This is a genomic window from Celeribacter neptunius, assembly GCF_900113955.1.
GTDB lineage: Bacteria > Pseudomonadota > Alphaproteobacteria > Rhodobacterales > Rhodobacteraceae > Celeribacter > Celeribacter neptunius.
On record NZ_FORH01000003.1, the window covers coordinates 230,907 to 257,326 of the forward strand.

19 protein-coding genes and 1 tRNA gene are annotated in these 26,420 nt (G+C 62.2%); 10 read left to right on the top strand and 10 right to left on the bottom strand.

Annotated elements, in window-relative coordinates; all coding sequences use genetic code 11:
• Positions 1–3: 3 nt before the first annotated feature.
• The 9 genes from BM151_RS09930 to urtA form a co-directional block, all read right to left on the bottom strand.
• A complete protein-coding gene (locus BM151_RS09930; RefSeq protein WP_090060497.1) occupies positions 4–1,215 on the bottom strand; it encodes an ABC transporter permease subunit in 1,212 nt (403 codons plus the stop codon).
• Positions 1,212–2,459: a sugar ABC transporter permease gene (locus tag BM151_RS09935; RefSeq protein ID WP_090060499.1), complete on the bottom strand. Its 1,248-nt coding sequence runs from the start codon at positions 2,457–2,459 to the stop codon at positions 1,212–1,214. Before BM151_RS09935 ends, BM151_RS09930 begins: the two co-directional genes overlap by 4 nt.
• Positions 2,460–2,562: 103 nt before the next feature.
• Complete coding sequence (locus BM151_RS09940) at positions 2,563–3,912, bottom strand: ABC transporter substrate-binding protein (RefSeq protein WP_090060500.1); 1,350 nt, start codon at positions 3,910–3,912, stop codon at positions 2,563–2,565.
• Between the two features lie 41 nt (positions 3,913–3,953).
• Positions 3,954–5,060, bottom strand: a complete 1,107-nt coding sequence (locus BM151_RS09945) for a LacI family DNA-binding transcriptional regulator (RefSeq protein WP_090060502.1) — start codon at positions 5,058–5,060, stop codon at positions 3,954–3,956.
• Positions 5,061–5,213: 153 nt separating this feature from the next.
• On the bottom strand, positions 5,214–5,912 hold the full coding sequence (gene urtE, locus BM151_RS09950) for an urea ABC transporter ATP-binding subunit UrtE (RefSeq protein ID WP_090060504.1): 699 nt from the start codon (positions 5,910–5,912) through the stop codon (positions 5,214–5,216).
• Positions 5,913–5,924: 12 nt separating this feature from the next.
• Positions 5,925–6,689 (bottom strand): urea ABC transporter ATP-binding protein UrtD, encoded by a 765-nt coding sequence (gene urtD / locus BM151_RS09955; protein ID WP_090060506.1) that lies wholly within the window; start codon positions 6,687–6,689, stop codon positions 5,925–5,927.
• A complete protein-coding gene (gene urtC, locus BM151_RS09960; RefSeq protein ID WP_090060508.1) occupies positions 6,686–7,912 on the bottom strand; it encodes an urea ABC transporter permease subunit UrtC in 1,227 nt (408 codons plus the stop codon). Before urtC ends, urtD begins: the two co-directional genes overlap by 4 nt.
• Positions 7,913–7,927: 15 nt before the next feature.
• Entirely contained in the window at positions 7,928–9,883 is a 1,956-nt protein-coding gene (urtB, locus tag BM151_RS09965; protein ID WP_090060510.1) for an urea ABC transporter permease subunit UrtB, read from the bottom strand.
• Positions 9,884–9,950: 67 nt separating this feature from the next.
• Positions 9,951–11,243: an urea ABC transporter substrate-binding protein gene (gene urtA / locus BM151_RS09970; RefSeq protein ID WP_090060513.1), complete on the bottom strand. Its 1,293-nt coding sequence runs from the start codon at positions 11,241–11,243 to the stop codon at positions 9,951–9,953.
• A gap of 543 nt (positions 11,244–11,786) precedes the next feature.
• Here urtA and BM151_RS09975 point away from each other — a divergent pair.
• The 3 genes from BM151_RS09975 (at position 11,787) to BM151_RS09985 (ending at position 17,461) form a co-directional block, all read left to right on the top strand.
• Entirely contained in the window at positions 11,787–14,585 is a 2,799-nt protein-coding gene (locus tag BM151_RS09975; protein WP_090060515.1) for a methyl-accepting chemotaxis protein, read from the top strand.
• 315 nt (positions 14,586–14,900) lie between these two features.
• Positions 14,901–16,301, top strand: a complete 1,401-nt coding sequence (locus tag BM151_RS09980) for a bifunctional enoyl-CoA hydratase/phosphate acetyltransferase (protein ID WP_281245299.1) — start codon at positions 14,901–14,903, stop codon at positions 16,299–16,301.
• Positions 16,298–17,461 (top strand): acetate/propionate family kinase, encoded by a 1,164-nt coding sequence (locus tag BM151_RS09985; RefSeq protein WP_090060519.1) that lies wholly within the window; start codon positions 16,298–16,300, stop codon positions 17,459–17,461. Before BM151_RS09980 ends, BM151_RS09985 begins: the two co-directional genes overlap by 4 nt.
• 74 nt (positions 17,462–17,535) lie before the next feature.
• On the opposite strand, the gene BM151_RS09990 is transcribed toward BM151_RS09985, so the two are convergent.
• Entirely contained in the window at positions 17,536–21,129 is a 3,594-nt protein-coding gene (locus BM151_RS09990; RefSeq protein ID WP_090060522.1) for a hydantoinase B/oxoprolinase family protein, read from the bottom strand.
• A gap of 172 nt (positions 21,130–21,301) precedes the next feature.
• Here BM151_RS09990 and BM151_RS09995 point away from each other — a divergent pair.
• From BM151_RS09995 to BM151_RS10025, 7 genes are all read left to right on the top strand, one after another.
• Positions 21,302–21,378: transfer RNA gene (locus BM151_RS09995), tRNA-Met, on the top strand.
• A gap of 269 nt (positions 21,379–21,647) precedes the next feature.
• Complete coding sequence (locus BM151_RS10000) at positions 21,648–22,019, top strand: PepSY domain-containing protein (protein WP_177213089.1); 372 nt, start codon at positions 21,648–21,650, stop codon at positions 22,017–22,019.
• A complete protein-coding gene (locus tag BM151_RS10005; RefSeq protein WP_090060526.1) occupies positions 22,019–22,702 on the top strand; it encodes a response regulator transcription factor in 684 nt (227 codons plus the stop codon). The genes BM151_RS10000 and BM151_RS10005 overlap by 1 nt, the downstream gene beginning before the upstream one ends.
• The gene (locus BM151_RS10010) at positions 22,699–24,063 is read left to right on the top strand and encodes a sensor histidine kinase (RefSeq protein WP_090060528.1); all 1,365 of its coding nucleotides are present in this window, start codon (positions 22,699–22,701) and stop codon (positions 24,061–24,063) included. The genes BM151_RS10005 and BM151_RS10010 overlap by 4 nt, the downstream gene beginning before the upstream one ends.
• 115 nt (positions 24,064–24,178) lie before the next feature.
• The gene (locus BM151_RS10015; RefSeq protein ID WP_090060763.1) at positions 24,179–25,333 is read left to right on the top strand and encodes a cytochrome b/b6 domain-containing protein; all 1,155 of its coding nucleotides are present in this window, start codon (positions 24,179–24,181) and stop codon (positions 25,331–25,333) included.
• A complete protein-coding gene (locus BM151_RS10020) occupies positions 25,330–25,746 on the top strand; it encodes a DUF1924 domain-containing protein (protein ID WP_090060530.1) in 417 nt (138 codons plus the stop codon). The genes BM151_RS10015 and BM151_RS10020 overlap by 4 nt, the downstream gene beginning before the upstream one ends.
• 11 nt (positions 25,747–25,757) lie before the next feature.
• Positions 25,758–26,207, top strand: coding sequence for a diheme cytochrome c (locus tag BM151_RS10025; protein WP_090060533.1), 450 nt, complete (start codon positions 25,758–25,760; stop codon positions 26,205–26,207).
• Positions 26,208–26,420: the final 213 nt, after the last annotated feature.

A 26,420-nucleotide genomic window follows, 5' to 3' on the forward strand; every position in this document is an offset into this window, starting at 1 on the left:
TCATTACCCTTTCACCGAACCGGCAGTCAGGCCCTTGGTCATGAATTTCTCAAGCCCGAGGAACAGCGCCATGATCGGCACGGTGGCGATCACCGAACCGGCCATCAGGTGTTGCCGCGGGATTTCCGAGGAGTTGAGCGAGGCGATGCCGCGCGTCAGCGTGAATTTCGACGGATCGTCCAGCAGCATGAAGGCCAGAAGGAATTCGTTCCAGGCGATCATGAAAACGTAGAGCGACACCGAGGCCAGCGCCGGCAGCGACAGCGGCAGGGTGATTTTCCAGATCACCTGCAGCCTTGAGAGCCCGTCCATCAGACCGGCTTCCTCGACTTCTGAGGGCAGACCCCGGAAATAGCCCTGAAGCATGTAGAGCGCCACGGGGATGGTCGTCACCGGGTAGATCATCACGATCCCCACGATGGAGTTTCGCAGCCCCATCATCGAAAACGCGATGTAGATCGGCAGCGCCAGAACGATCATCGGCACCATGTAAATGAGCAGGATCGAACGCGAGAACGCCGCCTGCCCCCGAAATCTGAGCCGCGCCACGGCATAGGCGCCGGGGATCGCAAACAAGAGCGTGATCAGCACGGTCAGCACGGAAATGTAGAACGAGGTCCACATGTAAGTGCCGAAATTGAACTCTGTCATCAGCTCGACATAGGACCGGAACAGCCCCCAGCCCTGGGTGAGATCGATCGAGAAATCCAACGGGTTCTGCATCAGCTGCGCCTGATTTTTCAGGCTGGTCATCACCATCACGTAGAAGGGAATGACGACAATGGCGGTGAAGAAAATATAACCGAAGCCCTTGAGCGTGCGGATCACCGCATCCTCGAACTCATGCCGGGTGAGCGCCCCCATGGAAAGCTCTTCGACAAAGACTTTCAGCGGCCAGCCGATACCAATCCCCATGAACAGGGCGGCAACGATCCGCGCCAGCGTCGAGGCATTGCCGGTCAGAACCGGACCGACCCCGAGGGTAAGCGCGACGACATAGACCCCGACAAGCACGCCAGCGGCGATCAGCGCCGTGCCCCGCCAGACCAGCGCCAGGCCGGTCGGAATGCCGAAGATCACCGACCAGATCAGCGAGGGACGGAAGGCCTCACCGGTGGCGAAACTCATCGCCACGGCGACGGTCACCGCCAGCACAAAGGTCCAGAGCACGCCCAGAACAGGCCCGGTGAGATATCCGAAACGGAGGTGTTTCATAGCCCTTCCTCCTTCGACATGAATTTGAAGAAGAAGACCGAGAACGCCAGCAGACAGCCAAAGATCACCACCGCCACAGCGGCGCCCGCGCCGATGTTGGAGACGGCAAAGGCCTGTTCATAGACATTAACGGTCAAGACCCTTGTGCCCGCATTGCCGCCGGTCAGAAGGAAGATGTCGTCGAACTTGTTGAAGGTCCAGATGAACCTGAGCAGGAACAGCACCGACAGAATGCCCAAGAGTTGCGGCAGGCTGAGATACCAGAATTGCTGGAACGGCGAAGCCCCATCCATATCGGCGGCCTCGTACATATCGGTCGGGATCGATTGCATCCGTGCCAGGATGAACAGGAAGGAGAGCGGGAAATAGCGCCAGATCTCGAACAGGGTCACCATGATCAGGGCCAGCGGTCGCTCGCCAAAGAAATTGATCGCCTGATCCGTCACCCCCATCTGCACCAGAAGCGCATTGGCGGAGCCGGAAAACGGGTCGAACAACAGGATCCAGGCAAAGGCCACGGCGATCACCGGTGCCACATAGGGGAACAGGTAAAGTCCGCGCAGAATCCCCTGCCCCTTGAAAGAATGATTGAGCAGCATGGAGGCAAAAAGCCCCATGATCATCGCCCCGAGCGTGCCGAAGATGGTGTAAAACAGGGTCACACCCAACACCGACCAGAACTCGCCGCCGTCAAATACGGATACGAAATTCTGCAGCGTGAACTGATTGTTGGTGAGCACGAATGAGGCTTTGCCGTCGACCTCGACCGGATCGGCATCGACATCGCGCCCGGCGTCGAACCAGGCCTGTTCGGTCACCACCGGAATATTCAGCGTTTCGCGATAGCCACCCTCCCAATCGCCCAGATCGCAGGAGAGCGTCGTCTCAGAGAGGGTACAGCGCGGATCGAGCGCCCCGTTCAACGAAAGGCCGGCGGGCCAGGTGTCGGTCAGCGTCACCCCGGTGATCGCCGAGGTCGGCGAGGAGTTGCGCAAGCGGTAGCGCAGCGTCGCCTCGTCGCCAGCGGCGGCAGGACGTCCGCGCAGGTCTTCGCGCACCACCGTTTCCGGCGCCCGCAAATCGGCCAGCGACACGGGTTTGACGGAGATCCAGAACACCGCCAGAAGCGGCAGGATCACCACGAGAGAAACCGCGAGAAGGGTCGGGGTCAAAAGCCCCCAGGCAAGCCGCGCCTCGGTACGGGCCAAAGGCCCGGTGCCGCGCGGCGGTCCGATGTCAGACATGGAAAACTCCCCGTCCGAAAGATGGAGGATAGGGGGCGGCCAGAGCGACCGCCCCGCAGATGTCACACGCGTTGAAAATCGCGTGTGTTGAACGATCGGGCGCTTACTTGATCGCGCTCAGCTCGGCGTTCATCTCGGCCACGGCGGTGGCGGCATCGATTTCACCATCGATATACTCGCGCACGACGCGGTTGATGACTTGCGAGTTGTTCATCTTGGACGCCAGACCAAGCTGACCTTCCTTGACGCCCCAACGCTGTGCCACATCGAGACCGCCGACGATCTTGTCGATCATGTCCTGAGCATAGAGATCGCCCAAGGGCGCCTTGCGATCCACACCAACCGGCAGTTTCGCCCATTCCTGGATAAAATATTCCGGTGCATTGGCCGTACCGCGACGGGTCGGGAACATGCCTTCGGGCGCGATCGAGAGCGTCTGGACATAGCCCTCATCCATCGAGAAGGCGACGAATTCCTCTGCCGCATCGGTATCCGCATCGGTGGTGATGCCGAAATAGTTGATATTGGCATAGGCGGCGCCCTCCGGGTTCGAAGGACCGGAGAAGGTGGTCACGATACCGGTCTTGGAGGCGAGATCGGTCGAGGTCGGATCATCGTTGATCGTGGGCGGAGCACTGTCGCGCAGACCGGCCAGCTCATCGAGAATGAAGGGCGACCAGATGATCATCGCGGCATTGCCGGAGAAATACAGCGTGCGCGACTGATCCCAGAACAGATCGCCCGGAGGCGAAGCGTCGGCGAGCTTCTTGTAGAACTCGAGAACTTCGGTGGTTTTCGCCTCGTCGAGCGGCGCAAAGCCGTTCTCGTCCACCGGGCTCACGCCATTGGCGAGGAAGACATGTTCGAGCACCTGCGACATGAAGGCTTCGTCCACCTTGGTCGCCGCCACGAACCCGTACATTTCCGGCGGATTGTGCAGTTTCTCAAGCGCGGCTTCCACCGCCGCATAGGAATTCGGCGCCGCAAGACCGGCAGCATCGAACAGATCCTTGCGATAGACGATCATCTGGGTCCAGCCATTGGCCGGCACGGAAGCATAGCCGTCGTCCATGGCCGCCATGCCGAGAGCCCCCGGGGCGAATGTGTCGGCGCCGAGGGTTTCGATCACATCGGTGGCGGCATCCATGTCGAGGATACCGGCCTCGGCCCAGGGCAGCGCATATTGCAGCGAATGATAGATCACATCCGGCAGATCGCCCGCCGCATAGGCGGCCGTAGCGCGGGTGCCCAGCTCGGATTCGGTGACCGGGATCACCTCGACCGCGGTGCCGGTTTTCTCTTCAAAAGCTTTCGCCATCGCCTCCTGCTTTGCCAAGCGATCCGGCTGTTCCTCCGTGGTCCAGAACCGCAGGGTCTCTGCGGAGGCGGCAAAACTCATGAGCGCCAAAGCGCTCGCGGTCGTTGCCAAAAGCATTTGTTTTCTAAGGGTCATCTCTCTCTCCCTGAGTTGGTGAGTTGAACTCTCTGTACGTTTTAAATCTGGTCCGACAGTTCCTGAGCGGAAAGTCGGACCATGTGGCGCGCCAGTTGATCCGGCGTCATCGACGGGCGGCCGGTGGAGCCGCCCGGTTGAAAGTCTGCAGTGATAAGATCCTGGGTCACGGGCACGCCCGCGTCGCGGATCCGGGCGATGAACATGGCGCCCAGAGCGGCACCTGCCTTGCGATTGTCGACGGCGAAACTTGCCAGGCGTGGCCACATCGCCTGCGCCTCGGGCGAGCCGTCATAGCCGATCACCGAAAGCTCGGACCCGATTTTCAACCCCAGCACATTGGCCACCTCGTAAACGCCACGGGCCAGGGTATCGGTGGCACATAGAATGGCCGTCGGCGGCAGCTCCAGTGCCAGAAGACGCCGTGTCGCCTGCGCCGCCTCATCGGGCGAGAGCGCGCCTTCGCTGATCAGTTCGGGCGCGGCATCAATCCCGGCTTCGAGCAAGCCCGCCAGATAGCCCTCGCGGCGCAGATGCGAATAGGCATAGTGGGTCGAGCTGCCGATATAGGCGATGCGTGTATGGCCGAGACCGGCCAGCCACGCGACGGCATCGCGCATGGAGGTCTCGCTCGCGACGTCAAAATAAGACATTTCTTTATGGTCTTTTGGCCGACCATAGCAAATAAATGGGATTTCCTCGCGATCCAGGAAAGCGATCCGAGGGTCCTGCCAGAGCACACGCGGCAGGATGAACCCATCGGCCTTATGATCCTGCACCAGATCGCGCATGATCTTGAGCGTGTCGCTCTCATTCTCGGAGGTGGCGACCGTGAGGGTCCAGCCCTCTTTCGAGGCCGCCTGCGTCAGCCCGGCGAGGAACTCCGCCAGGAACGGCCGGTGCGCATCGTGTTCGGAAAGCTCAACCACGAGGCCCAGCGAACAGCTGCGCCCGGTCTTGATCGCCTGAGCATGGCTCAACGGGCGATAGCCCATGGCCTGCGCCGCACGTTCGACCCGCACACGGGTGGTTTCGGAAATGTCGGGATAGCCGTTCAAGGCACGGGACACCGTCCCCTTCGTCAGGCTCAACGCCTGAGAAAGATCCGTAATCGTCACCCGCGCATTATCGCGGGAGCGTCGATCCATTTTGGTATCTGTCCGCACCTGATTCGCCTCCTCCTCCTCACCAGAAACTCCGAAACCGGTTTCGGCAATGGATTTTTATCAAATAGTCCGCTTTTGCGCTGCGGCAAATTTGCTGCGGCGCAACATGGAAGCGTTTGATCGGGTGGGGAAAATTCAGGCGATACGGAAGACTTTGGCAGCGTCCTCCTTGGAAATATCGGCCTTGTCATGGGTCGAGGTGACACGCCCGCGCTCCATGAAAACAAGCTTGTCAGCGAGCTCATAGGCGAATTCGAAATATTGCTCGACGAGCACGATCGCCATGTCGCCGCGGTCGCGCAAAAGCGAGATCACCCGGCCGATTTGCTGGATGATATTGGGCTGAATGCCCTCGGTCGGCTCATCGAGCAGAAGCAGCTTCGGCTTGATGATGAGCGCCCGGGCGATGGCCAGTTGCTGTTGCTGCCCGCCCGACAGGTCGCCGCCGCGACGATGCATGAAGTCCTTGAGGATCGGGAAGAGATCGAAAATCTCGTCGGGAATCCTGTGTTCGGATTTCGGCAGACAGGTAAATCCCGTCTCGAGATTTTCCTTCACCGTCAAAAGCGGGAAGATCATCCGCCCTTGCGGCACCACGGCGACGCCCTTGTGGGCCAGACTATGGGCGGGCTGTTTGCCGACATCTTCGCCGTCCAGCGCCATGGTCCCGCCGGAACGCGGATGGGTTCCACAGATGGCTTTCAGAAGCGAGGTCTTGCCCACCCCGTTGGTGCCCATGACGCAGGTCACCTTGCCGGCCTCGGCCGAGATGTCGACATCATAGAGGATCTGTGACCCGCCGTAATGCAGGGAGAGGTCTTTCACTTCGAGCATGGCATCTCTCCTTTAGCGGCCGAGATAGACGTCGATGACGTCCTGGTTTTGCGTCACATGGTCGAGCGAGCCTTCGGCCAGAACCGAGCCCTCGTGCAGCACGGTGACCTTGCAGTCCAGGCGCCGGACAAATTCCATGTCATGCTCAACGACCACAACGGCGCGGGTTTTCGCGGCTTCCTTGAGGATATCCGTGGTGTGTTCGCGTTCGCCCAAAGTCATCCCGGCGGCGGGCTCATCGACCAACAGGAGCTTGGGGTCCTGTGCCAGCAACATGCCGATTTCCAGCCATTGCTTTTGCCCGTGCGACAGCTCGCCGGATTTGCGCGAGAGCTGATCGGCGAGCCCGATCTCGGCGGCCAGCTCCTCGACCTTGGCGAGATCCTTGAACTTGGGTTTGAAGAACAGGACCGCAAGCGGATTGCGATCGTTCTTCACCGCCATCAGCAAGTTCTCGAACACGGTCTGATCCTCGAACACCGTTGGGCGCTGAAATTTGCGACCGATGCCGGCGCGGGCGATCCGCGCCTCGTTCATGCCGATGAGGTTACGCGAAAGATCGCCCCAGAGCACCTTGCCCTCGTCGGGTTTGGTCTTGCCGGTGACGATATCCATGAACGTGGTCTTGCCCGCCCCGTTCGGCCCGATGATGGCGCGCATTTCGGCGGGGCCAATGGAAAAGGACAGGTTGTTGATCGCTTTGAACCCGTCGAAGGAGACAGAGATGCCCGAGACTTCGAGCAGCGTGCCGGCGGATTGCGTTGCGGGAGCGCTCATTTCTCGGCCTCCTCTTCACGCAAAGACCCTTTGTCGGGGCCCAGCGGCAGACCATGGCGATCGGGCGACATGCGATGCGAGATCAGATCGAACAACCCGCCGATGCCCTTGGGCGCGAACAGCGTCACGAGGACAAAGGACAGGCCCAGAAGCACCAGCCACCAATCGACCCATTTGATCGTGTAAAATCCGAGATTGATATCGGGCGCCTGACCGCCGGTGAAATAGGTCGAGACGAGCGAGACAAACGCAGCGCCGATCACCGCGCCATAGATCCGCCCGCGCCCGCCGATGGCGACCCAGACCGCGAGATAGATCGAGGCGATAGGAGCAATTTCCGCCGGGTTGATGATCCCCGCCTGCGGGTAATAGAGCGCGCCGCCAATCGCCGCGATCACGCCGGTGAGGGTGAAAACGAAGAGCTTGAACCCCTCGACCGAATAGCCGAGGAACCGCACCCGCGCCTCGTCATCGCGAATGCCACGAATGACCGAGCCGAATTTGCCGGAGACCAGGAAAGTGGCCAGCAGGTACGTCAGGAGAAGCGCCAGGCTTGATGCCCAGAAGAACCAGACCGAGATATAATCCTGTGAAATCGCATCGGCGCCGGGCAGGTTCTGCAAACCCGACAGACCATTGTTGCCCCGCAGGCCGGAGTCGTTCTGGAACAGGTAGAGCGAGAGCGCCAGCGTCATCGCCTGGGTCAGGATCGACAGGTAGACGCCGGTGACCCGCGAGCGGAAGGCGAGCCAGCCGAAGATCAGCGCCAGAATACCCGGCACCAGCACGACGAGCGCGATCTGCGCCCAGAAACTATGGGCGAATGTCCAGATCAGCGGAAAATCACTGGACCCGACCACGCCGAAAATCTGCGTGCCGATGGCATCCGAGATCTCCGAGGGCGTCGGCGGCAGGGCGGCGGAGGCCATGCTCTCGACCACGATCAGCTTGGTGCGGGCATACATCAGCCACATGCCGATCATATAGCCACCAAGCCCGAAAAAGGCGAAATGCCCGAGCGACAGGATGCCCGTGTAGCCCCAGACCAGATCCATGGCGATGGCCACGAGCGCAAGACAGAGCGTCTTGCCCAATGTCTTGACGAAAGAGGTGGAGATCGCCCCCGCGCCATAGGCCTCCGACAGGAAGGTCACGGCGAGGGTAAAGATCACCAGCACAGCGATGAAAATCGGCAGCGAGGGGGTTTTCTTGAACATGTCCATGGCTTGATCTCTCCCTTAATCGCCAGCCGCACGGCCTTTGAGGGCGATGATGCCCTTGGGCCGGAACTGAATGAATATGATGATGAAGACGATCATGTAGGTCTGCGCCGCCAGGGTGTTGGACGGGTTGAACCATTCGATGCCCTTTTGCAGGAAGCCGATCATCGTCGCCCCCAACAGCGTGCCCCAGATATTGCCAACCCCGCCGACCACCACGGTCATGAAGCTCTGAACGATATAGTCGGCGCCAAGCTCAGAGGTGACTTTCGCGTAAAGCCCGATGGCAACCCCGGCAATCCCGGCAATCCCCGACCCGAGCCCGAAGGTCATCATGTTGACCTTGTCCGGGTTGATCCCCATGGACGCCGCCATCGACGGGTTCTGGGTCACGGCCCGGGTCTCGAGACCCAGCCGCGTCTTTTTCATGATGAACAGAAAGACACCGAGGAAGATCAGCGCCAGCACGAAGATCGCAATACGGATATAGGAGATCGACACCACGTCATTAAACGACAGCGCGCCGTCGAGCCAGCCGGGCGAGGTCAACGGCCGGGCCTGGGTGCCGAAGATGTTCTTGGCCAACTGCTGAAGCGCGATGGAGACCCCGAAGGTCGCAAGAAGCGTTTCCAGCGGACGGTTGTAGAGCCAGCGGATGATCAGCCGCTCCATGGCGACGCCGGCGGCGAAGGTCACGGCAAAGGCCAGCGGGATCGCGACAATGATCGACACCGTATAATCCGGGATCACCTGTTGCACGACGTACCCGGTATAGGCGCCCATCATGATGAACTCGCCATGCGCCATGTTGATCACCCCCATCACCCCGAAGGTGATGGCAAGGCCGATGGCGGCGAGGAAATAGATCGAGGCCAGAGACAGCCCGTCGAGCGACAGATCGAAGAACTGGTTGAGCCCTACCGCGCGGTTGATCGAGGCAAGCGTGGCCTCGGCGGCACCGGTCACCGCCCGCGAAGGTTCGTCATAGATCTCGGCAAAGCGCACGCCCTGAACTGCGGTTTCTTCGGTCGCGGCCGGATCGAAATCCGGCACCAGCCCCTGATCCGCGAGAGCGGCATAGGCCCGGTCGCGGGCCTCTTGCGTGTTCAGCTCGGCCAGCGGGATACCGGCCACCGACCCATCCGATATATTGGCCTCGAGCGCAGCTTTGCGCTCCGCCAGGCTCGGCTGCGGTGTGACGGCACCTGCCGCGACCATCAGTGCATACGCCTCTGCGACCGGAAGATCGCGCGACCCGGCACGCAGCTCGCGTTTCACATTGGCGGTCTCACCCACCCCATCGGCATAGGCTATATGGGTGGTGACAATCGGATTGAGCGCCGCGCGGGTGTCGAGCGACAGAGAACCCTTGAACCCTTCGATCGCCGTGACGCGGGCCGCCTCGTCCGGATCGAAGGAAATCGTCAACAGACGTTCGGTGACCTCCTTGAGCGCCCTGATCTCCGGGTCGCTCTCGCTTTTGATGGAGGCGCGCAGCGGCGCCAGATGGCTCGCCTCACCGTCGCGCTGGATCGCCAGAAGCGCCTCACGACGCCGTTCGGGATCGGGGTCGTTCAGCTGGAATTGCACCAGCGCCGCCGCGATCATCGCACGAATGCCGGAGTTCGGCTTCATTTGTGTCAGCTCGGATTTATCCGCCTGACCAACGGGTCCACCGGTGTCGAAATCCAACAGATCATAGGCGCTGCCCTCGGCTTTCACCGCTTTGAAAAACACCCCGTCGCTGTCGCGTTGCCACATGTCCTTGGCCTGCCAGGCCTCAAGCACATCCTGCGCGGCAGGCAGGCCGGAATTGGCCACGGCCTCGATCGCGGGCGCAATGGTCTTGCGCGAGGATTTGACGATGACATCGGCGTGTTCTTGCAACACGTCCTGAATGGTCCGGTCCTGCCCCTGTACCGGCAGGGCACAGGTCAGCAGAAGCAGACAAGCTGCAATGATGCGGCGGATCATGAAAGTACTTTCCGAGTGGGGAGTGCGGGAGGGCGCAAAATGCGCCCTCCCGAAGCGGTCGGTCAGCTCAGTAGTTGGATTTCAGCTGAACGCAGGTCTCGGTCTCGGTGTTGTACATGCCACAGCCGAGGTCTTTCCAATCGGATTTGAGCACGGCCGATTCCGGCAGATAGTCGGTCCAGGCGTCGCCCGGAACCGGATCGGTCTCGGAAATGATGTCGAACTGGCCGTCCGCGAGAATCTCGCCGATCAGCACCGGCTTGGCGAGGTGATGGTTCACCCCCATGACAGCGGTGCCACCGGTGAGGTTCGGGAATTCCTGACCGTACATCTCGGCGCGCACGGCATCGACATCGGTGGAACCGGCGGCGGTGGCGGCATTCACCCACATGTTGAAGCCGATATAATGGGCTTCCATCGGGTCATTGGTCACGCGCGCGTCATCACCGATGAAGGCATGCCATGCGTCGATAAAGGCGGCGTTTTCCGGCGTGTCGGCGGACATGAAATAGTTCCAGGCCGCGAGGTGACCGACGAGGTTCGAGGTGTCGAGGCCCGACAGTTCTTCTTCACCCACCGAGAAGGCCACGACCGGGATATCGTCGGCGGAGACACCGGCAGCGGCAAGCTCCTTGTAGAAGCCGATATTGGCGTCACCGTTGATGGTGGAGATCACGCCGACCTTTTTGCCATCGGCGCCCAGCGCCACCACGTCGGCAACGATCTTCGACCAGTCGGAATGACCGAACGGCGTGTAGTTGACGAAAATATCCTCTTCGGCGATGCCCTTGGATTTCAGGTAAGACTCGAGAATGTTGTTCGTCGTCCGCGGGTAAACGTAGTCGGTGCCCAGAAGCGCGAATTTCTCGACGCCAAGCTCATCGAGGAAATAGTCGGTCGCCGGGATCGCCTGCTGGTTCGGCGCAGCACCGGTATAGAAGACGTTTTTCGACGATTCTTCGCCTTCGTATTGCACCGGGTAGAACAGCAGACCGTTGAGTTCTTCGATCACCGGCAGCACGGATTTACGTGACACCGAGGTCCAGTTACCGAAGATCACGTCGACATCATGCACGGTCAGAAGCTCACGGGCCTTTTCGGCAAAGAGCGGCCAGTCGGACGCCGGGTCCACGACCACGGCTTCGATCTCGCAGCCCAGAACACCGCCTTTGGCATTCTGCTCCTCAATGAGCATCAGCATGGTGTCTTTCAGCGTGGTCTCGGAGATCGCCATGGTCCCGCTCAGAGAGTGCAGAACCCCCACTTTCACGGGGCATTCCGCAACCGCGGAAGACGCAATCGCAGTGCTCGCGAACAGAGCGGCAGCCAAAGTGGTTTTGAGTTGAATTTTCACGTCCAAGTTCCCTTGTTGGACGCTGCAAACTGTCGCGTTTCCCAAACGGGATAGATCCACCTTATTGTTTTATATGGATAAACGCCAACAGTCCCCTTTGCAGCGTTATAAGTTTTATCCCGTGGGACGAAGACGCACCGGCAAGTTTTGTCTCCTCCCACAAGTCCCTTGCAAAGCCATGATCATGTCCCGTCGACGGGTGACGTCATGGTGTGCACAGAAAGACTGCAGTTAGAGGAAATACGCACACAAGCCTGCCAACATTCGCTCAAACCATTAACCACCGGGGATGCAGAGGGCGCCCACGAATTAATCGCTTTTGCGGCGCAGCGCTGACATGCTGAGCGTCCCGAAAAGCCATTCATCACATTTTCACCCTGGACCGGGCCGGGCGCGCCCGGTCGCGCGATTCCTCAATCTCCCGGTTTGCCCCCTCCCGTCGCGGCATCAAGACCCTCAACACAATATTAGGAGCTTTCTGCAAACCTGCCTCGGACTGCCTTGCCGGACCCGCGATCCGGATGACACAAAATAGAGACGGAGCTCACTATGAAAACCAAGATCGGAAACCTTCTGGGATCGGTCGCGACCAAGATCCTGGCGACGCTGCTCGCCCTGGTGGGGACCACCCTCGCCGCCATCCTGGTCTCGGGTTCATTGATCTCGACGATCGACAAGGAGGCCGAGATCCTCGCATCAGAATCGATCCCGCCGCTGGAGGCCGCCTCCGGTGTCTCCAACGCGGTGTCCGGCCTGAAAGACACGGTGAATGCCCTGTTGGTCACACAATCCCACCTGGCGATCCCCGATGTCCTGGCTAAGCTCAATGGCGCGACAGGAGAGCTTCAGACCCAGGTGGACAAGATCGACACCGCAAAATATCCGCAGATGGCCGAGGAGATGGGCGTTTTGTCGAGCGATCTGTCGACCCTCGGCGAAGCCCGTCTCGAAGAGCTCTCGGCCCAGAGCCTCAACATGAAAGCTCTGGCCGCGCTGAATCAGGAATCGCGCACCCTGAGCGACGCGCTTCAGGATCAGGTCGGCCGCGCCTCTTTCGCTTTGGCAATGTCGAGCAACTCCGCGACGACGAAATCGAACCGCGCCGTGCGCAACCTGCTGAAACATCAGGTTGAAGCCCTGAAACTGGCGCTGACCCTCAAATCCGAGGTCAACCTGTCTCTGGCGATGTCGCAGACCCTTCTGGAGACCAATGACATCGGGCTGAGGGGCGATCTGCATCAGAAGGCCACCGCGGGACAGACACGGATCATGATCCTGCTCTCGCAAATGAACAAGAACAAGGCCTCGAAAGGTTTTGTCCCCGGGCTGCGCGAAGCACTGGCTTTCCCCACCGAATTCCTGACCCTGTCGCCCTCCGAGATGAAGCTGCGCGCGCGCCAGCTCTATCAGGCACAGGAAGACATCAACGCCAGAATGACCGACATTGTCGATCAGGTGCTCGCGGATCTCGACAGCGAGAGCGAGGCAGCCCTGTCCGAGAACGAAACCATTCTCAAATCCCTGCTCGAGGACGATGTCCGCCACATCACCGATCTCGCCCATCTCGACACCACGGTCAAATCCGTATTGATCAAGGCCATGCAGGGCACCGCCTCCGCCAATATCGGCTATATCCGCGCCCTGCAGATCGAGATCGACGAAATCGTTCCCCAGATCCGTGATGCAAGCGCCGACCAGCCCGAGGATCTGAAAACGCTCGTGGACTCGGTCCTGACAAAGGTCGATCCGGACACCGGGCTTTTGGCGACCCGTCTGCGTGCGCTCGAGGCGCGCAAATCGGGCCTTATTGCGACCGAATCCGTGGCACAGGACCTGTTGCGGGTCTCCGATGTCGTGTTGCAAATCTCCAAGGACTCGCTCGCCGGGATGACTGCAGCGAGCCATACGCTCGTCAAGACCGCCCGCGGCGCGTCGACCACGATGAACGGCATCTCGCTGATCGCCATTGCCATCGTTCTGGCGGCGCCGGTGCTGACCTATTTCCTCATCATGCGACCGCTGTCGGCGGTGACCGCAAGCACCGAACGGCTGGCCGTCGGCGATATGGGCGAGATCAAACGCGTCGGTGGCCGCTACGGCGAGATTGCCCGGCTGTTCTCCGCTCTGACCGTCTTCCGCAACAATCTGGTCGAGAAAGAGCAGATGGAAAGCGAAGCCGCGGCACGCAAGGACCGCGAAGCTCAGGCCGAAGCCCAGGCATTGCGTGAGAAACAGGAGCGAGACGCCAAGGACCTGGCGCGCCAACAGGAGCTGGAACAACGCGAACGCGAACGCGAGGCCGCGACGGAAGCGGAGCGCCAGGCGCTCGAAGACGCCGCCGAAGCGGAACGTCAGGCCCGTCACGCCGAGCAAAGCGCCGTGGTCGAAGCCCTCGCCGATGGTCTGCGCCGGATGTCTCAGGGCGACGTGCGCTACACCATCGATCAGGAATTCCCGGGCGGCTACGAACAGCTGCGTCAGGACTACAACGCCGCCGTGCTGTCGCTGCGCTCTGTCGTGGAACAGCTGGCCGGCTCGTCGCAAACCATCCACACCAACTCTTCGGAAATCTCCAATGCCGCGCGCGACCTGTCGCAACGCACCGAACGTGCCGCCTCGACCCTCGGAGAAACGGCCTCCGCTCTGACCGAGCTGACCGCAGCGGTGAAATCTGCGGCCGACGGGGCTTCGCAGGCCAACACCACGGTGGCCGGAGCGAAATCCAACGCCCAATCGGCCAGCGCGGTGGTCAAGGATGCGATCTCGGCCATGGATGCGATCGCCGATTCCTCGGATAAGATCTCCAAGATCATCTCTGTCATCGACGATATCGCCTTCCAGACCAACCTCCTGGCGCTGAACGCCGGTGTCGAGGCGGCACGGGCCGGCGAGGCCGGGCGCGGCTTTGCCGTCGTCGCCTCCGAAGTGCGCGCCCTGGCACAACGCTCTTCCGAAGCCGCCCGCGAGATCAACACGCTGATCTCCGTCTCCGGTCAGGAGGTCGGTCGTGGTGTGACCCTTGTCGATCAGACTGGCGAGGCGCTGCGTTCGATCGTGCAGGACGTCTCGGAGATCTCCACCCATATGGCGGAAATCGCCACCTCGGCCGAACAGCAATCGGCAGGGATCTCGGAGATCAACACGGCGGTTGCCAATCTCGATCAGACAACGCAACAGAATGCCGCCATGTTCGAGGAAACCACCGCCGCCAGTATCTCTCTGGCGCATGAGGCCTCTTCGCTCAACGACATCGTATCGCAATTCCGACTGGACAGCGAAACTCCTGTCGAGCTGTCGCATCAGATCGCGGCGGATGACGCGGATGACGATCTCAGCATCGCATCCTGACAACGGTTCGCCACCGGCCCATAACCGGCCCACACCCGGTTCAGGCACTCATTGGCCGGGCGTCCTCGCGGACAGCCCGGCCTTATTCCATCCGGGGCCGGGCTTGCCAAAGCGGAACAATGCGTCATCATGCCGGCATGGCTTTGGCATTTCTTGCGCCATGTCTGCACTTTTTCCCGGCTTTTCCCGGCACGCAGAGGGGCTATGCGAAAACGTCATGGACCTGAATGAAATCCTTGATATGCCTCAAGGAAATCCAACCGGTTCTGCCGCAGTTAGACGCTAACAGAAGTTCAAACATAGCAAGGGCTGAATGTGACTAAGTTCAAGAATGTTCCCTTCGATCAACTTGAGATCGGAATGGAAGCCGAAAACCGCCGTCTTTGCGTGGCCGACGATCTCTATGTCTTTGCCCATGCCTCCGGCAACCTGAACCCGATGCACCTGCCGAAAGAGGACGGCGATCAGGACGGCAAGCCCGAAGCGGTCGCGCCCTCTTTCTGGGTCGGATCTCTGATCTCTGCCGTTCTGGGTAACAATCTGCCCGGTCCCGGAACGCTCTACAAATCCCAGAACCTGACGTTTCACGGTCGCGCCCATGCGGGTGACGAGCTGGTGGCCAAGGTCAAACTCATCCGCAAGGAGAGCGGTCGCAGCGCCGTGTTCGAAACCACGGTGAGCCGCAGCGATGGCACGCTCCTGGTCTCGGGCGAGGCCGAGGTGATCGCGCCGGAAAAACCGACCACCTTCGATGCCCAGGAAGTCCCCGGGCTGATGGTCGAGAGCCATCGTCACTTTGACAAGCTGCTCGAAATGGCTGAGGCCCTGCCCTCGACCAAGATGGCCGTGGTCGCCCCGGAAGAGGCCAATAGCCTGCGCGGCGCTTTGATGGCGGCCGAGCACAATCTGATCATTCCGGTGCTGATGGGCAATGACGCTAGGATTCGCGCCTGCGCCGAGGAAAACGGGCTCGATCTCAACGGCCATGAGATCATCGATTGCCCGAGCCATGCCGAGGCGGCCCAGCTCGCCGTCACCATGGTGCACGAGCGGCGCGCGACCTCGATCATGAAAGGGCATTTGCACACCGACGATCTGTTGCGCCCGATCCTGCGCTCCAACGGCGGGCTCAAGACCGGACGTCGGATCAGCCATATTTTCGTGATGGATGTCCCCGGGCTCGATCATCTCTTGCTGGTCACCGATGCCGCGATCAACATCGCCCCGGATCTGCCGACCAAGGTCGACATCGTGCAAAACGCCATCGATCTCGGGATCAGCCTCGGGATGGAAATGCCAAAGGTCGGCGTGCTCTCGGCGGTGGAAACCATCAATCCAAAAATCCCCTCGACCCTCGATGCCGCAGCCCTGTCGAAAATGGCAGATCGCGGCCAGATCACCGGCGGGTTTGTCGATGGGCCTCTGGCCATGGACAACGCGGTCAGCCTGTCGGCCGCGCGCACCAAGGGGATCAAGGGCGCCGTGGCCGGCCATGCCGAGATCCTCGTCGCACCGAACCTTGAGAGCGGCAACATGCTGGCCAAGGAACTCTCGTTCATTGCCCATGCCGAGGCCGCCGGTGTGGTGATCGGTGCGCGTTGCCCGATCGTGTTGAACTCGCGCTCCGACAGCGACAAATCGCGGCTCGCCTCCTGCGCCGTGGCGGCGCTCCATGCGCAGCGCGCTCGCATGATCCAAGGGGGGATCGGCGGATGAGCTCCTGCATCCTGACGGTCAATGCCGGCTCGTCCTCGGTGAAATTCGCACTCTACGAGACCAGCGAACCGCCCAAGAGCCTCGCGCGTGGCCAGGTGCAGGGCATCGGGTCGACCCCGTCCTTTGAATTCAAATCCGGCGGGTCGGTGGGCAAGAAACCCGTCAAAGCCGCCGATCAGGAACAGGCGTTCGAGGTCATTCTGGCGGAGATCCAGCCGCTGCTTGCCGGCAATGAGGTCGCGGGCGTCGGTCACCGCATCGTCCATGGCGGCCCTTTGCGGGCGACCCCCACCGAGCTGACCGATGATGTGCTCGAGGATCTCGCCACCTTCAACCCGCTGGCGCCATTGCACCAGCCGCACAACCTCGCCGGGGTCCATGCCTCGATCAAGGCTTTTCCCTATGCCTTGCAGATCGGCTGTTTCGACACCGCCTTTCACCGCAACCATCCCTGGGAAAACGATATCTACGCCATCCCGCGCAAATATTACAAACAGGGCGTCAAACGTTACGGGTTTCACGGGCTGAGCTACGATTACGTGTCGCATCAGATCGCCCGCGAACGGCCGGAATTGTCGGACAAGCGGCTGATCATCTGCCACTTGGGCAGCGGCGCCTCGATCTGTGCGGTGAACAACGGCTATTCGATTTCCTCGACCATGGGGTTCTCGCCCCTGGACGGCATCCCGATGTCGACCCGCTCCGGCCAGCTCGATCCGGGCATCCTGCTCTATCTCCTGGAGACGGAAAAAATGTCGGTCGAGGAGCTGACCCATATGCTCTATCACGACTCCGGGCTTTTGGGCCTCTCGGAGCTGAGCGCCGACATGCAGGTGCTCGAAGCCTCCGACGATCCCCGCGCCAAGGAGGCGATCGACTATTTCGTCTACCGGGTGCGGCGCGAGATCGGCGCCATGGCGGCGACACTCTCGGGCATCGACGCGCTGATCTTCTGTGGCGGGATCGGAGAGAATTCACCGATGATCCGGGGCCGGATCTGTGACCGGCTGGGCTATCTCGGGGTCGAGCTGAATCTCGAGGCCAACAGCCGCAATCAGCGCGACATCTGCGCCGGCACCACGCCGGTGATGATCATCCCGACCGACGAGGAACAGGTGATCGCCGATGCGGTGGCCAAGGCACTGATTCCGGCCCAATAAGCGGCAACTGCGCGCCGTGACAGATGACGACCCGCACCGAAACCTCCCTTTTGGGGGCGTCCCTGCCAATTTATTCAGGTCGTCCCAAAGCCCCCGCCACCCGGGGTCTCTATGACGAACACCCCGCCTGCGGGCAGCTCGATCTCGTCATTGCCCTTGAGCGCCACCTCTGTCCCGTCGGGCAGAACCGCGAAATTGCGCCCGACCTGACCCGGCGCGCCACCGGCCACGCCAAAGGGCGGCACCACGCGATGCGAGCTGAGCGTCGTCACCGTCACAGGCGTCAGGAATTCCATCCGCCGCACCACGCCATTGCCGCCATGATGCGCGCCCGCCCCGCCGGAGCCCTCGCGAATGGAAAACTCCAACAGCCGCACCGGAAAACGGGCTTCGAGAATTTCCGGATCGGTCATCCTCGTGTTGGTCATATGGCTTTGCACAGCGTCGCAGCCGTCGAAATCCGGCCCCGCGCCCGTGCCCCCGGCGATGGTCTCGTAATTCTGGAATTCATTGTTGCCCCAAACAAAATTGTTCATCGTGCCCTGCGACCCGGCAATCACGCCCAGCGCACCAAAGAGCGCATTACAGGCCGCTTGCGAGACTTCAGTATTGCCCGCAATCACAGCCGCAGGGGCCAGCGGATTGAGCATCGAGCCTTCGGGCACGATCACGGTCAGCGGCTTGAGGCAGCCCTCGTTCAAGGGGATATTCTTGCCCACCAGCGTGCGGAAGACATAGAGCACCACGGCTTTCGAGATCGCCAGCGGCGCGTTGAAATTTCCGAGGCGCTGCTCCGATGTACCGGTGAAATCCACCGTCGCCGAGCGGTTTTCGGCATCCACCGTCACCGCGACCCTGATCTCGGTCCCCTCGTCCATCGGATAGGTGAATTCCCCATCCGACAGCCGGTCGATGACGGCGCGCACCGAAGCCTCGGCATTGTCCTGGACATACTGCATATAGGCCTCGACCACATCGGCGCCGTAGCGGGCAATCACCCCCATCAGCGCGCGTTTGCCGGTCTCGTTCGCGGCCACCTGCGCCTGCAGGTCGGCGATGTTTTGATCAATGTTTCTCGCGGGATAGCGGCCAGATCCGAGGATCGCGCGGATATGCGCATCCTGGAACGCCCCTTGCCGCACCAGACGGGTGTTCTCGATCACCACGCCCTCATCCTCGAGGCTTTGGCTATCCGGCGGCATCGAACCGGGCGTGCGGCCGCCGACATCGGCATGATGGCCGCGCGAGCCAAGCCAGAAGGCGGGTTTTCCCCCGTTCAAACCCTCGACGAAAATAGGCGTCACCACGGTGATATCCGGCAGATGCGTGCCGCCCCGGAACGGCGAATTCAACACGAATGCATCGCCCTCGGCGGCATCCGGATTTTCCCGCATCACCACCTGGATCGAGTCGGACATGGAGCCGAGATGCACCGGCACATGCGGCGCATTGGCCACCAACTGCCCTTGCGCGTCAAAGATCGCACAGGAGAAATCAAAGCGTTCCTTGATATTCACCGACCACGAGGTATTCGCCAGCGTCGCGCCCATCTGATCGGCGACCGACATGAACAGGTTCGACATGACTTCCAGCAGGATCGGATCGGCCTCGGTCCCGGCGGCGGCCTGATGCACCACCGGATCGACCCGGCTCAGCACCAGATTGGCCTGATCGTCGAGCCGCGCCACCCAGCCCGGCTCGATCACATTGGTGCCGGTGGGCTCCGAAATCACGGCGGGGCCGGCGATCTCGGCATCACGCGACAGGGTCCCGCGATCGTAAAGCGGCACCTTGCCCCAACCCTCGGCCCGCACGGTGAGCATGGCTTTCGGCGCAGCCTCACCGGTGGGCATCGGACGGGCGGCGGGGCTTTCGCCCGTGTCACCCACGGCCTCGACCGCGAGCATTTCCAAAATCAGCTCACGTCCCGGCGGGGCGAAGCCAAACCGCGCCAGATGCGCCTCCTCAAAGGCTTCGGTCATTTCCTCCGCCGAACCAAAGGGCACATCGAGCGTCTGATGTGAGCCCGCATAGCGCAGATGCGCGCGCGCCAGCACGCGAATGTCGGAGAGCCCCTGCCCGGCCACTTCCGCCTCGGCCTCTGCCCTGAGGACGGCAAGCTGCGCCTCGGCAGGCGTCAGATCGCTGAGCGGGCAATCGGCCTGTGCCTCGCGCAGCGCCCGCACCTCGGCCAGCCCCATGCCATAGGCAGACAAGACACCGGCAAAAGGATGGATCAACACCCGCGACATGCCCAGCGCATCGGCGACGAGACAGGCGTGCTGCCCCCCCGCGCCGCCGAAACATTGCAGCGTGTAGCCCGAAACATCGTGGCCGCGCTCGACCGAGATCTTCTTGATCGCATTGGCCATATTGTCGACGGCGATTTTCAGGAAGCCTTCGGCCACTTCTTCGGGGCTGAGCATCTGATCCGTCGCGGCGTTGATCTCTGCCGTGAGCGCTTCGAACCCGCGCCTTGTCGCCGCGACATCCAACGGCTCATCGCCACCCGGTCCGAAGACAGGCGGAAAATGATCGGGCGAGAGCTTGCCCAGAAACACGTTGCAATCGGTGACGGTGAGCGGCCCGCCCCGGCGATAGGCGGCAGGTCCGGGATCGGCACCGGCGCTTTCCGGACCGACCTGAAACCGACCGTCGCGGAAGGAACAGATCGAACCACCGCCCGCGGCCACCGTGTGAATATCCATCATCGGCGCGCGCATCCGCACGCCGGCCACTTCGGTCTCGAAGCTGCGCTCATAGAGGCCCGCGTAATGCGAGACATCCGTCGAAGTGCCGCCCATGTCGAAACCGATCAGCCGGTCGAACCCGGCGGCCTCGCCGGTGCGCACCATGCCGACGATGCCGCCCGCCGGCCCCGACAGGATGGCGTCGCGCCCCTGAAACAGCGCGGCATCGGTCAAACCGCCATTGGATTGCATGAACAACAGCCGTTCGCAGGCATGGCCCAGGGAGAGCGCCTGCGCCACCTGTTCGACATAGCGGCGCAGGATCGGCGACAGGTAGGCATCGACCACGGTGGTATCGCCGCGCGACACCAGCTTCGCCAGACGCGACACCTCATGCGAGACCGAAATCTGAGTGAACCCGATCTCGCGCGCAATCTCGGCCACACGCGCCTCATGCGCAGGGGTGAGATAGCCGTGCAGGAAGGCAATGGCGACGGCGCGAATGCCTCGATCATAGGCCGTTTGCAACCCTGTGCGCGCGACCTCCTCATCCAGAGGCGTCACCACCTCACCTTCGGCAGAGAGACGTTCGGACACTTCGCAAACCGTCTCGAACAACAGATCGGGCCGTTTGATGTCGAGGGCGAAAAGATCGGGCCGTGTCTGATAGCCGATGCGCAACAGGTCGCGGAACCCTTCGGTGATCATCAAGAGCACGCGTTCGCCCTTGCGCTCCAAAAGCGCATTTGTGGCCACGGTCGTGCCCATCTTGACCGCCCCGATCGCGCCTGCGGGAATCGCGTCGCCGGGTGTCAGCCCCAGAAGATCACGAATCCCCTGCTCGGCGGCATCGCGGTAGCGTTCGGGATTATTGGACAGGAGCTTGTGAGTCTTGAGCCCACCATCCGGTGCCCGCCCGACCACATCGGTAAAGGTGCCGCCCCGGTCGATCCAGAAATCCCATTTTCCCGTCGTCATTTGCCCTCGCTTCGCTTTGCGCTTCCTCAACCCGGGCGAGACTATGTCAGGCTTCGGACAGCAACAAGCATACGACACTGCGGCTCCTGCGCTCGTGGTCAAAATTCTTGGAAATTTCCTGTCATTTCCCTCTTGACCCCCTGCGCCCGGCAGTCTACCTACGCGGCACTTCGGCGGAGTAGCTCAGTTGGTTAGAGCAGCGGAATCATAATCCGCGTGTCGGGGGTTCAAGTCCCTCCTCCGCTACCATTCCCCTTCAGTTCGCCCCCTTTCGTCCGCCTCATCGGTCGGACACAAAGCGCAGTGCCCCCGTTCCGGTGTCATCGCCTCTGTAGATCAGTGGCGCGATGTTTTGCGGGCACCGGACAGTCTTGCGGGACCAGACACGATGGGACCCGGCTCTGACTTCCGCGCCATGTCCTCCATAGCGAACGCATGATGAGAGCGATCTTGTCATTCAGTTCGAATGTGCCCAGGCTGTCAGCGACGCGTCAGACCCGATGGTACAGAAAGGTGTCATGATCAGATCCCTTCCTTCCTGCTTCGCCTCTTGCCTTATCTCGGCTTTCTGCCTCGCCACGCCCGCCTTTGCGGATGAGGATCACGACTTTGCCCGCGAGGCTTTCGCCCGGGGCGACATCATTTCGCTGGCCCGCATCCTGCCCGAGCTCGAAGCACAATTTGACGCGCGTCTGATTGATGCAGAGATCGAACGCGAACACGGTGCTATACTCTATGAAATCACACTGATCTCCGACAGCGGTCGCCTGATCGAAGTGGAGGTGGACGCAGAGACCGGCGACATTCTGTCCGAGGAGGACAGCGATGACGATGGCAGGAAAAAACACCGCAGCGAGCGGTATACTGATGATCATGAGGATGACGACTGATGCGAGCTCTGGTGGTCGAGGATGATCTGCGCATTGCCGCAGATCTCTGTGCCGCGCTGACGGCGGCCGGGTTTCACACCGAGACCTGCGGCGATGGCGAAGAGGCCTGGTTCCTCGGCGACACCGAAGATTACGACCTGATCATTCTCGATCTCGGCCTGCCACGGCTCGACGGGCTGACCATCCTCAAACGCTGGCGCGCCAATGGCCGGGACATGCCGGTTCTGGTGCTGACCGCGCGCGGCGCCTGGACCGAACGGGTCGAGGGGATCGACGCCGGGGCCGATGACTACCTACCGAAACCTTTCCGGATGGAAGAGCTGGTGGCCCGGGCGCGGGCGCTGGTCCGGCGCTCCGCCGGGCGGGCGAGCGCGCTACAGAGCGTCGGGGAATTGAGTCTGGATGCCAATCGCATGACGGTCTCGGTCCGGGGCGTGCCAATTGCGGCCACGGCGCTCGAATACCGGCTGCTGGCCTATCTCGTGCTGCATCGCGACCGGGTGGTTTCGCCCACCGAGCTCATTGAACATCTATACGGCGACGATGATGCGCGCGAAGCCAATGCGCTCGAGGCGCTGATCGCCCGGCTGAGACGCAAGCTCGGCACCGGGATCATCGGCACCCGTCGCGGCTTTGGCTATTTCCTCGAAACCGCTGAGGACGCAACCGGGGACCGCAGATGAGAGGCTCGTCGCTGCGCCTCCGGCTCGTACTCGCAGGGGCAGTGGCGATCTCGATTGCGATCGCGGCGGCTCTGCTCGGGCTAACGACCTTGTTCACCGCCCATGTCGAACGCCAGGCCACGGACGCGCTCACCGTCCAGCTCGATCAGGTGATCGCCGGTCTGGATCTCGGCGAGACCGGCGAGGTGGCGCTGACGACGATCCCGACCGATCCGCGGTTCACCCGCCCCTATGGCGGTCTCTATTGGCAGGTCTCCGAAGGCGAGACCGTGCTGCGCTCACGGTCTTTGTGGGATGCGACAATCCCTCTGCCGGTCGATGAGCTGGCGGATGGCGCGGAGCATATTCATACGCTCGACGGCCCCGAGGGGCAGACCCTTCTGGTTGCCGAACGCAGCGTGACCCTGCCGGCGCGGCTTGGCGGCGCCCGCACCCGGGTCGCGGTGGCGATGGACCGCGCCGCATTGGCCGAGGCGCGCAATGCCTTCCTGTTCGACCTGATTCCCTATGCGATCCTGCTGATCCTCGTGCTCAACCTCGCTGGCTGGGTCCAGATCGCGGTCGGGCTGCGGCCGCTGCGTGAAATCGGCTCGCGGGTTGCCGCCGTGCGCTCCGGCACGGCCGAGCGGCTGGGCGAGGATTTCCCGACCGAGGTGCGCCCGCTGGCCACCGAGGTGGACGCCCTGCTCACGGCCCGCGAAGCCGATGTGGTCCGCGCCAGGATGCGCGCCGGCGATCTGGCGCATGGGCTCAAAACACCGTTGCAGGCGCTGTTCGGCGAGGCCCAGAGATTGCGAGAGACCGGGCGCACCGAAGCGGCGGAACATATCGAGGAGATCGTCGGCAATATGCGCCGCCATGTCGACCGGGAGTTGACCCGGGCCCGCATCGCCCATCAGGGGCGCGACGCGCACGCCGATGTCGCGCTGGTGGTTGCCGGGTTGCTGCGGGTGATCACACGCACCCATGAGGGCGGCCTCCGGCAATGGGATGTCGCCATACCCGACGGGCTCAATGTCGCCGCAGATCCCGCCGATCTGTCCGAAGCGCTGGGCACCCTGATCGAAAACGCAGCCCGTCACGCCAAACGTCGCGTGTTGATCTCGGCAGAAGCGCAGGACGCCACGCAGCCGGGTCAGATCGAGATCCGGATCGCCGATGACGGTCCGGGGATTCCTGAGGATCAAATCGCCGCGCTGATGCAGCGCGGTGCCCGCGAAGACACAAGAGGCACAGGGCTCGGCCTCACCATCGCCACCGATATCGCCGAGGCGCTGGGGGGCACGCTGGTGCTTGGCGCCACCTCTGACGGCGGGCTGGAAGCGCGTCTGACCCTGCCTGCCGCTCATCGTACAAGCTGAATCTCCTCTGACATCTCATGGCTGAAACGCTTGCCTGATATTTCGCTGACGGGCGGGGTCAGATTGGCGTCAGCCGCATCATGCCATGAAGACGGGGCAGATCAACGAGGCCCCCATGGCACGGAACAAGACAGAGAATAACGAGACACAACCGGGCGACGCGGAGACAACCGTCAAGGTCTGGGACATCTGGGTCCGGCTGTTCCATTGGGGACTCGTGATGACCGTGGCCACGGCGGCGCTGACCGGATTCTTTGCCAATGCCACCTGGCTGCAACTTCATATCATCGGCGGGCTCATGGCCGGGGCTTTGGTACTGGCCCGGATCGTCTGGGGGCTACTCGGCTCCCGCCATGCCCGCTTCGCCGATTTTGCCCCGAGCCCGCGTGCCGTGATCGATCATTTGCGGACCCAGTCGCGCGGCGGCACGCATCGTCATCTCGGGCATAACCCGTTGGGGGCGCTGATGGTCTTTGCCGTTCTGGCGCTGATCCTGTCGCTGGCGCTGAGCGGATTGGGCACCTTGGGCGGGGTGTTGCGTGTCGGACCGCTGGCACCGGATCTCGGGACCGACACCGGCTTCGCGCTGCGCGAAGCGCACGAGATCCTCGCCCTGATTCTTGCCGCCCTCATCGCCCTGCATCTGGGCGGGGTGGCGTTCGAAAGCTGGCGCTCACGTGAGAACCTGACGCGATCGATGGTCACGGGCCGAAAACCGAGCCGGAGCGGAGATGTTCGACACGCTCCGGTGCGAGCCCGGGGCCTGATCGCGCTCACGCTGATTGCGCTTGCCGGCGGTGGGCTGGCCGTGGCCAATGCCACGCTCTCGGGTCGTCCCGTCCCCGGGCTGCCCACCGCCACAATGCCCGAGCTCGTGACCGAGGAATGCGGCGCCTGTCACATGGCCTATCATCCCGCGCTTCTGCCCGCCGCAAACTGGCACGCGATCATGCGCACGCTCGACGATCATTTCGGCGAGGATGCCTCGCTTGGCACTGACGATGTGGCCGAAATCACCGCCTGGCTCACCACCCATGCCGCCGAAACGGTCGACACCAAACCGGCGCGGCTCTTTGCCCGTGGCCCCGAGGATGCGCTGGCGATCACCGCGCGCCCGGCCTGGCAGAGGCTCCATGCCGATCTGCCGGAGACCTTGTTCACCACGCAACCGGTGGGCAGCGCCTCGAATTGCGCCGCCTGCCATCAGGACGCCGAAACCGGGCGCATGAGCCCGTTTGCCATCACCCTTCCAAAGGAGACACAGCCATGACATCACCGATCCCGAGCCTCAAGGCCGCGATGGCCGCCGCAGCCCTGACGGTCCTCGCCGCCCCCGTGCTGGCGCAGGATACCAGCCCCGACCAGCTTCTCTCTGCCTATGAGGCCGAGGCCGGCGCCAGCGCCGATCTCGCGCGCGGCCAGGCCTTGTTCACCGGCCAGCATACGGGCGGCAAACCCGACACGCCGTCTTGCACCACCTGTCACACCATGGACCCGCGCGCCAAAGGCCAGGCTCGCACCGGCAAGGTGATCGAACCGCTCGCGCCCGGCGCCAATCCGGAACGCTTCACCGAGACCGCCAAGGTCGAGAAATGGTTCGGCCGCAATTGCAACAGCGTGCTCGGGCGCGACTGCACCGCCCTTGAAAAAGCCGACCTCATTGCCTGGCTCTCGAGCCTCTGAAGGAGACCCCTATGCGTAGATTTCTCACCCCGCTTGTGCTCGCGACGCTTGCCATGCCTGCGTTTGCCGAAGACGACTATATCCGCCCAGTTCAGCACCCTCTGACCCAGGAGGAATGTTCGGCCTGTCACATGGCCTATCCGCCGAGCCTCTTGCCGGCACGGTCCTGGTCCGAGATCATGAACACGCTCGACGATCACTTTGGCGAGGATGCCTCGCTCGGTGAAGAGGCCCGCGCCGAGATCGAAGCCTATCTGGTGAGCGCCGCAGGCGACGCCAATGGCCGCCGCTTCCGTGCCGCCCCGGCCGATGAAACGCCGCTGCGGATCACCGACCTGCCGTGGTTCAACCGCGAGCACAAGCGCGAGGTCTCCACCCGGATGCTGGAGCGCGCCGGCTCGATGTCGAATTGTTCCGCCTGCCACCGTGGCGCCGAACGCGGCTATTTCGAAGACGACTGATCCCGGGAACCTCTGCGCGCGGACCGACGGCGCTTGAGCCGAGCCCGCGCGCCATGACCCTGTAAAGCCCCTGTAAATCATGCCGCTTTCGGCCGCACCGACCGGGCGCAGTAGATCGCGACCTGTCACAAGTCGCAGGAATATGGCCTTGCCAGAAGCACCGCATGCAATGCGGAGCGCACACCCCTTCCGATCTTTTCCACCTCCGGCCAG

What these genes read in the sequence shown, in the direction of transcription:
- BM151_RS10010 (WP_090060528.1), top strand. Translation starts at nt 22,699, where the DNA reads ATGAGAGGCTCGTCGCTGCGCCTCCGGCTCGTACTCGCAGGGGCAGTG.
- urtE (WP_090060504.1), bottom strand. Translation starts at nt 5,912, where the DNA reads ATGCTCGAAGTGAAAGACCTCTCCCTGCATTACGGCGGGTCACAGATC.
- urtB (WP_090060510.1), bottom strand. Translation starts at nt 9,883, where the DNA reads ATGATCCGCCGCATCATTGCAGCTTGTCTGCTTCTGCTGACCTGTGCC.
- urtC (WP_090060508.1), bottom strand. Translation starts at nt 7,912, where the DNA reads ATGGACATGTTCAAGAAAACCCCCTCGCTGCCGATTTTCATCGCTGTG.
- BM151_RS09975 (WP_090060515.1), top strand. Translation starts at nt 11,787, where the DNA reads ATGAAAACCAAGATCGGAAACCTTCTGGGATCGGTCGCGACCAAGATC.
- BM151_RS10020 (WP_090060530.1), top strand. Translation starts at nt 25,330, where the DNA reads ATGACATCACCGATCCCGAGCCTCAAGGCCGCGATGGCCGCCGCAGCC.
- BM151_RS09990 (WP_090060522.1), bottom strand. Translation starts at nt 21,129, where the DNA reads ATGACGACGGGAAAATGGGATTTCTGGATCGACCGGGGCGGCACCTTT.
- BM151_RS10005 (WP_090060526.1), top strand. Translation starts at nt 22,019, where the DNA reads ATGCGAGCTCTGGTGGTCGAGGATGATCTGCGCATTGCCGCAGATCTC.
- BM151_RS09940 (WP_090060500.1), bottom strand. Translation starts at nt 3,912, where the DNA reads ATGACCCTTAGAAAACAAATGCTTTTGGCAACGACCGCGAGCGCTTTG.
- BM151_RS09985 (WP_090060519.1), top strand. Translation starts at nt 16,298, where the DNA reads ATGAGCTCCTGCATCCTGACGGTCAATGCCGGCTCGTCCTCGGTGAAA.
- urtD (WP_090060506.1), bottom strand. Translation starts at nt 6,689, where the DNA reads ATGAGCGCTCCCGCAACGCAATCCGCCGGCACGCTGCTCGAAGTCTCG.
- BM151_RS10015 (WP_090060763.1), top strand. Translation starts at nt 24,179, where the DNA reads ATGGCACGGAACAAGACAGAGAATAACGAGACACAACCGGGCGACGCG.
- BM151_RS10025 (WP_090060533.1), top strand. Translation starts at nt 25,758, where the DNA reads ATGCGTAGATTTCTCACCCCGCTTGTGCTCGCGACGCTTGCCATGCCT.
- BM151_RS10000 (WP_177213089.1), top strand. Translation starts at nt 21,648, where the DNA reads ATGATCAGATCCCTTCCTTCCTGCTTCGCCTCTTGCCTTATCTCGGCT.
- BM151_RS09935 (WP_090060499.1), bottom strand. Translation starts at nt 2,459, where the DNA reads ATGTCTGACATCGGACCGCCGCGCGGCACCGGGCCTTTGGCCCGTACC.
- BM151_RS09930 (WP_090060497.1), bottom strand. Translation starts at nt 1,215, where the DNA reads ATGAAACACCTCCGTTTCGGATATCTCACCGGGCCTGTTCTGGGCGTG.
- BM151_RS09945 (WP_090060502.1), bottom strand. Translation starts at nt 5,060, where the DNA reads ATGGATCGACGCTCCCGCGATAATGCGCGGGTGACGATTACGGATCTT.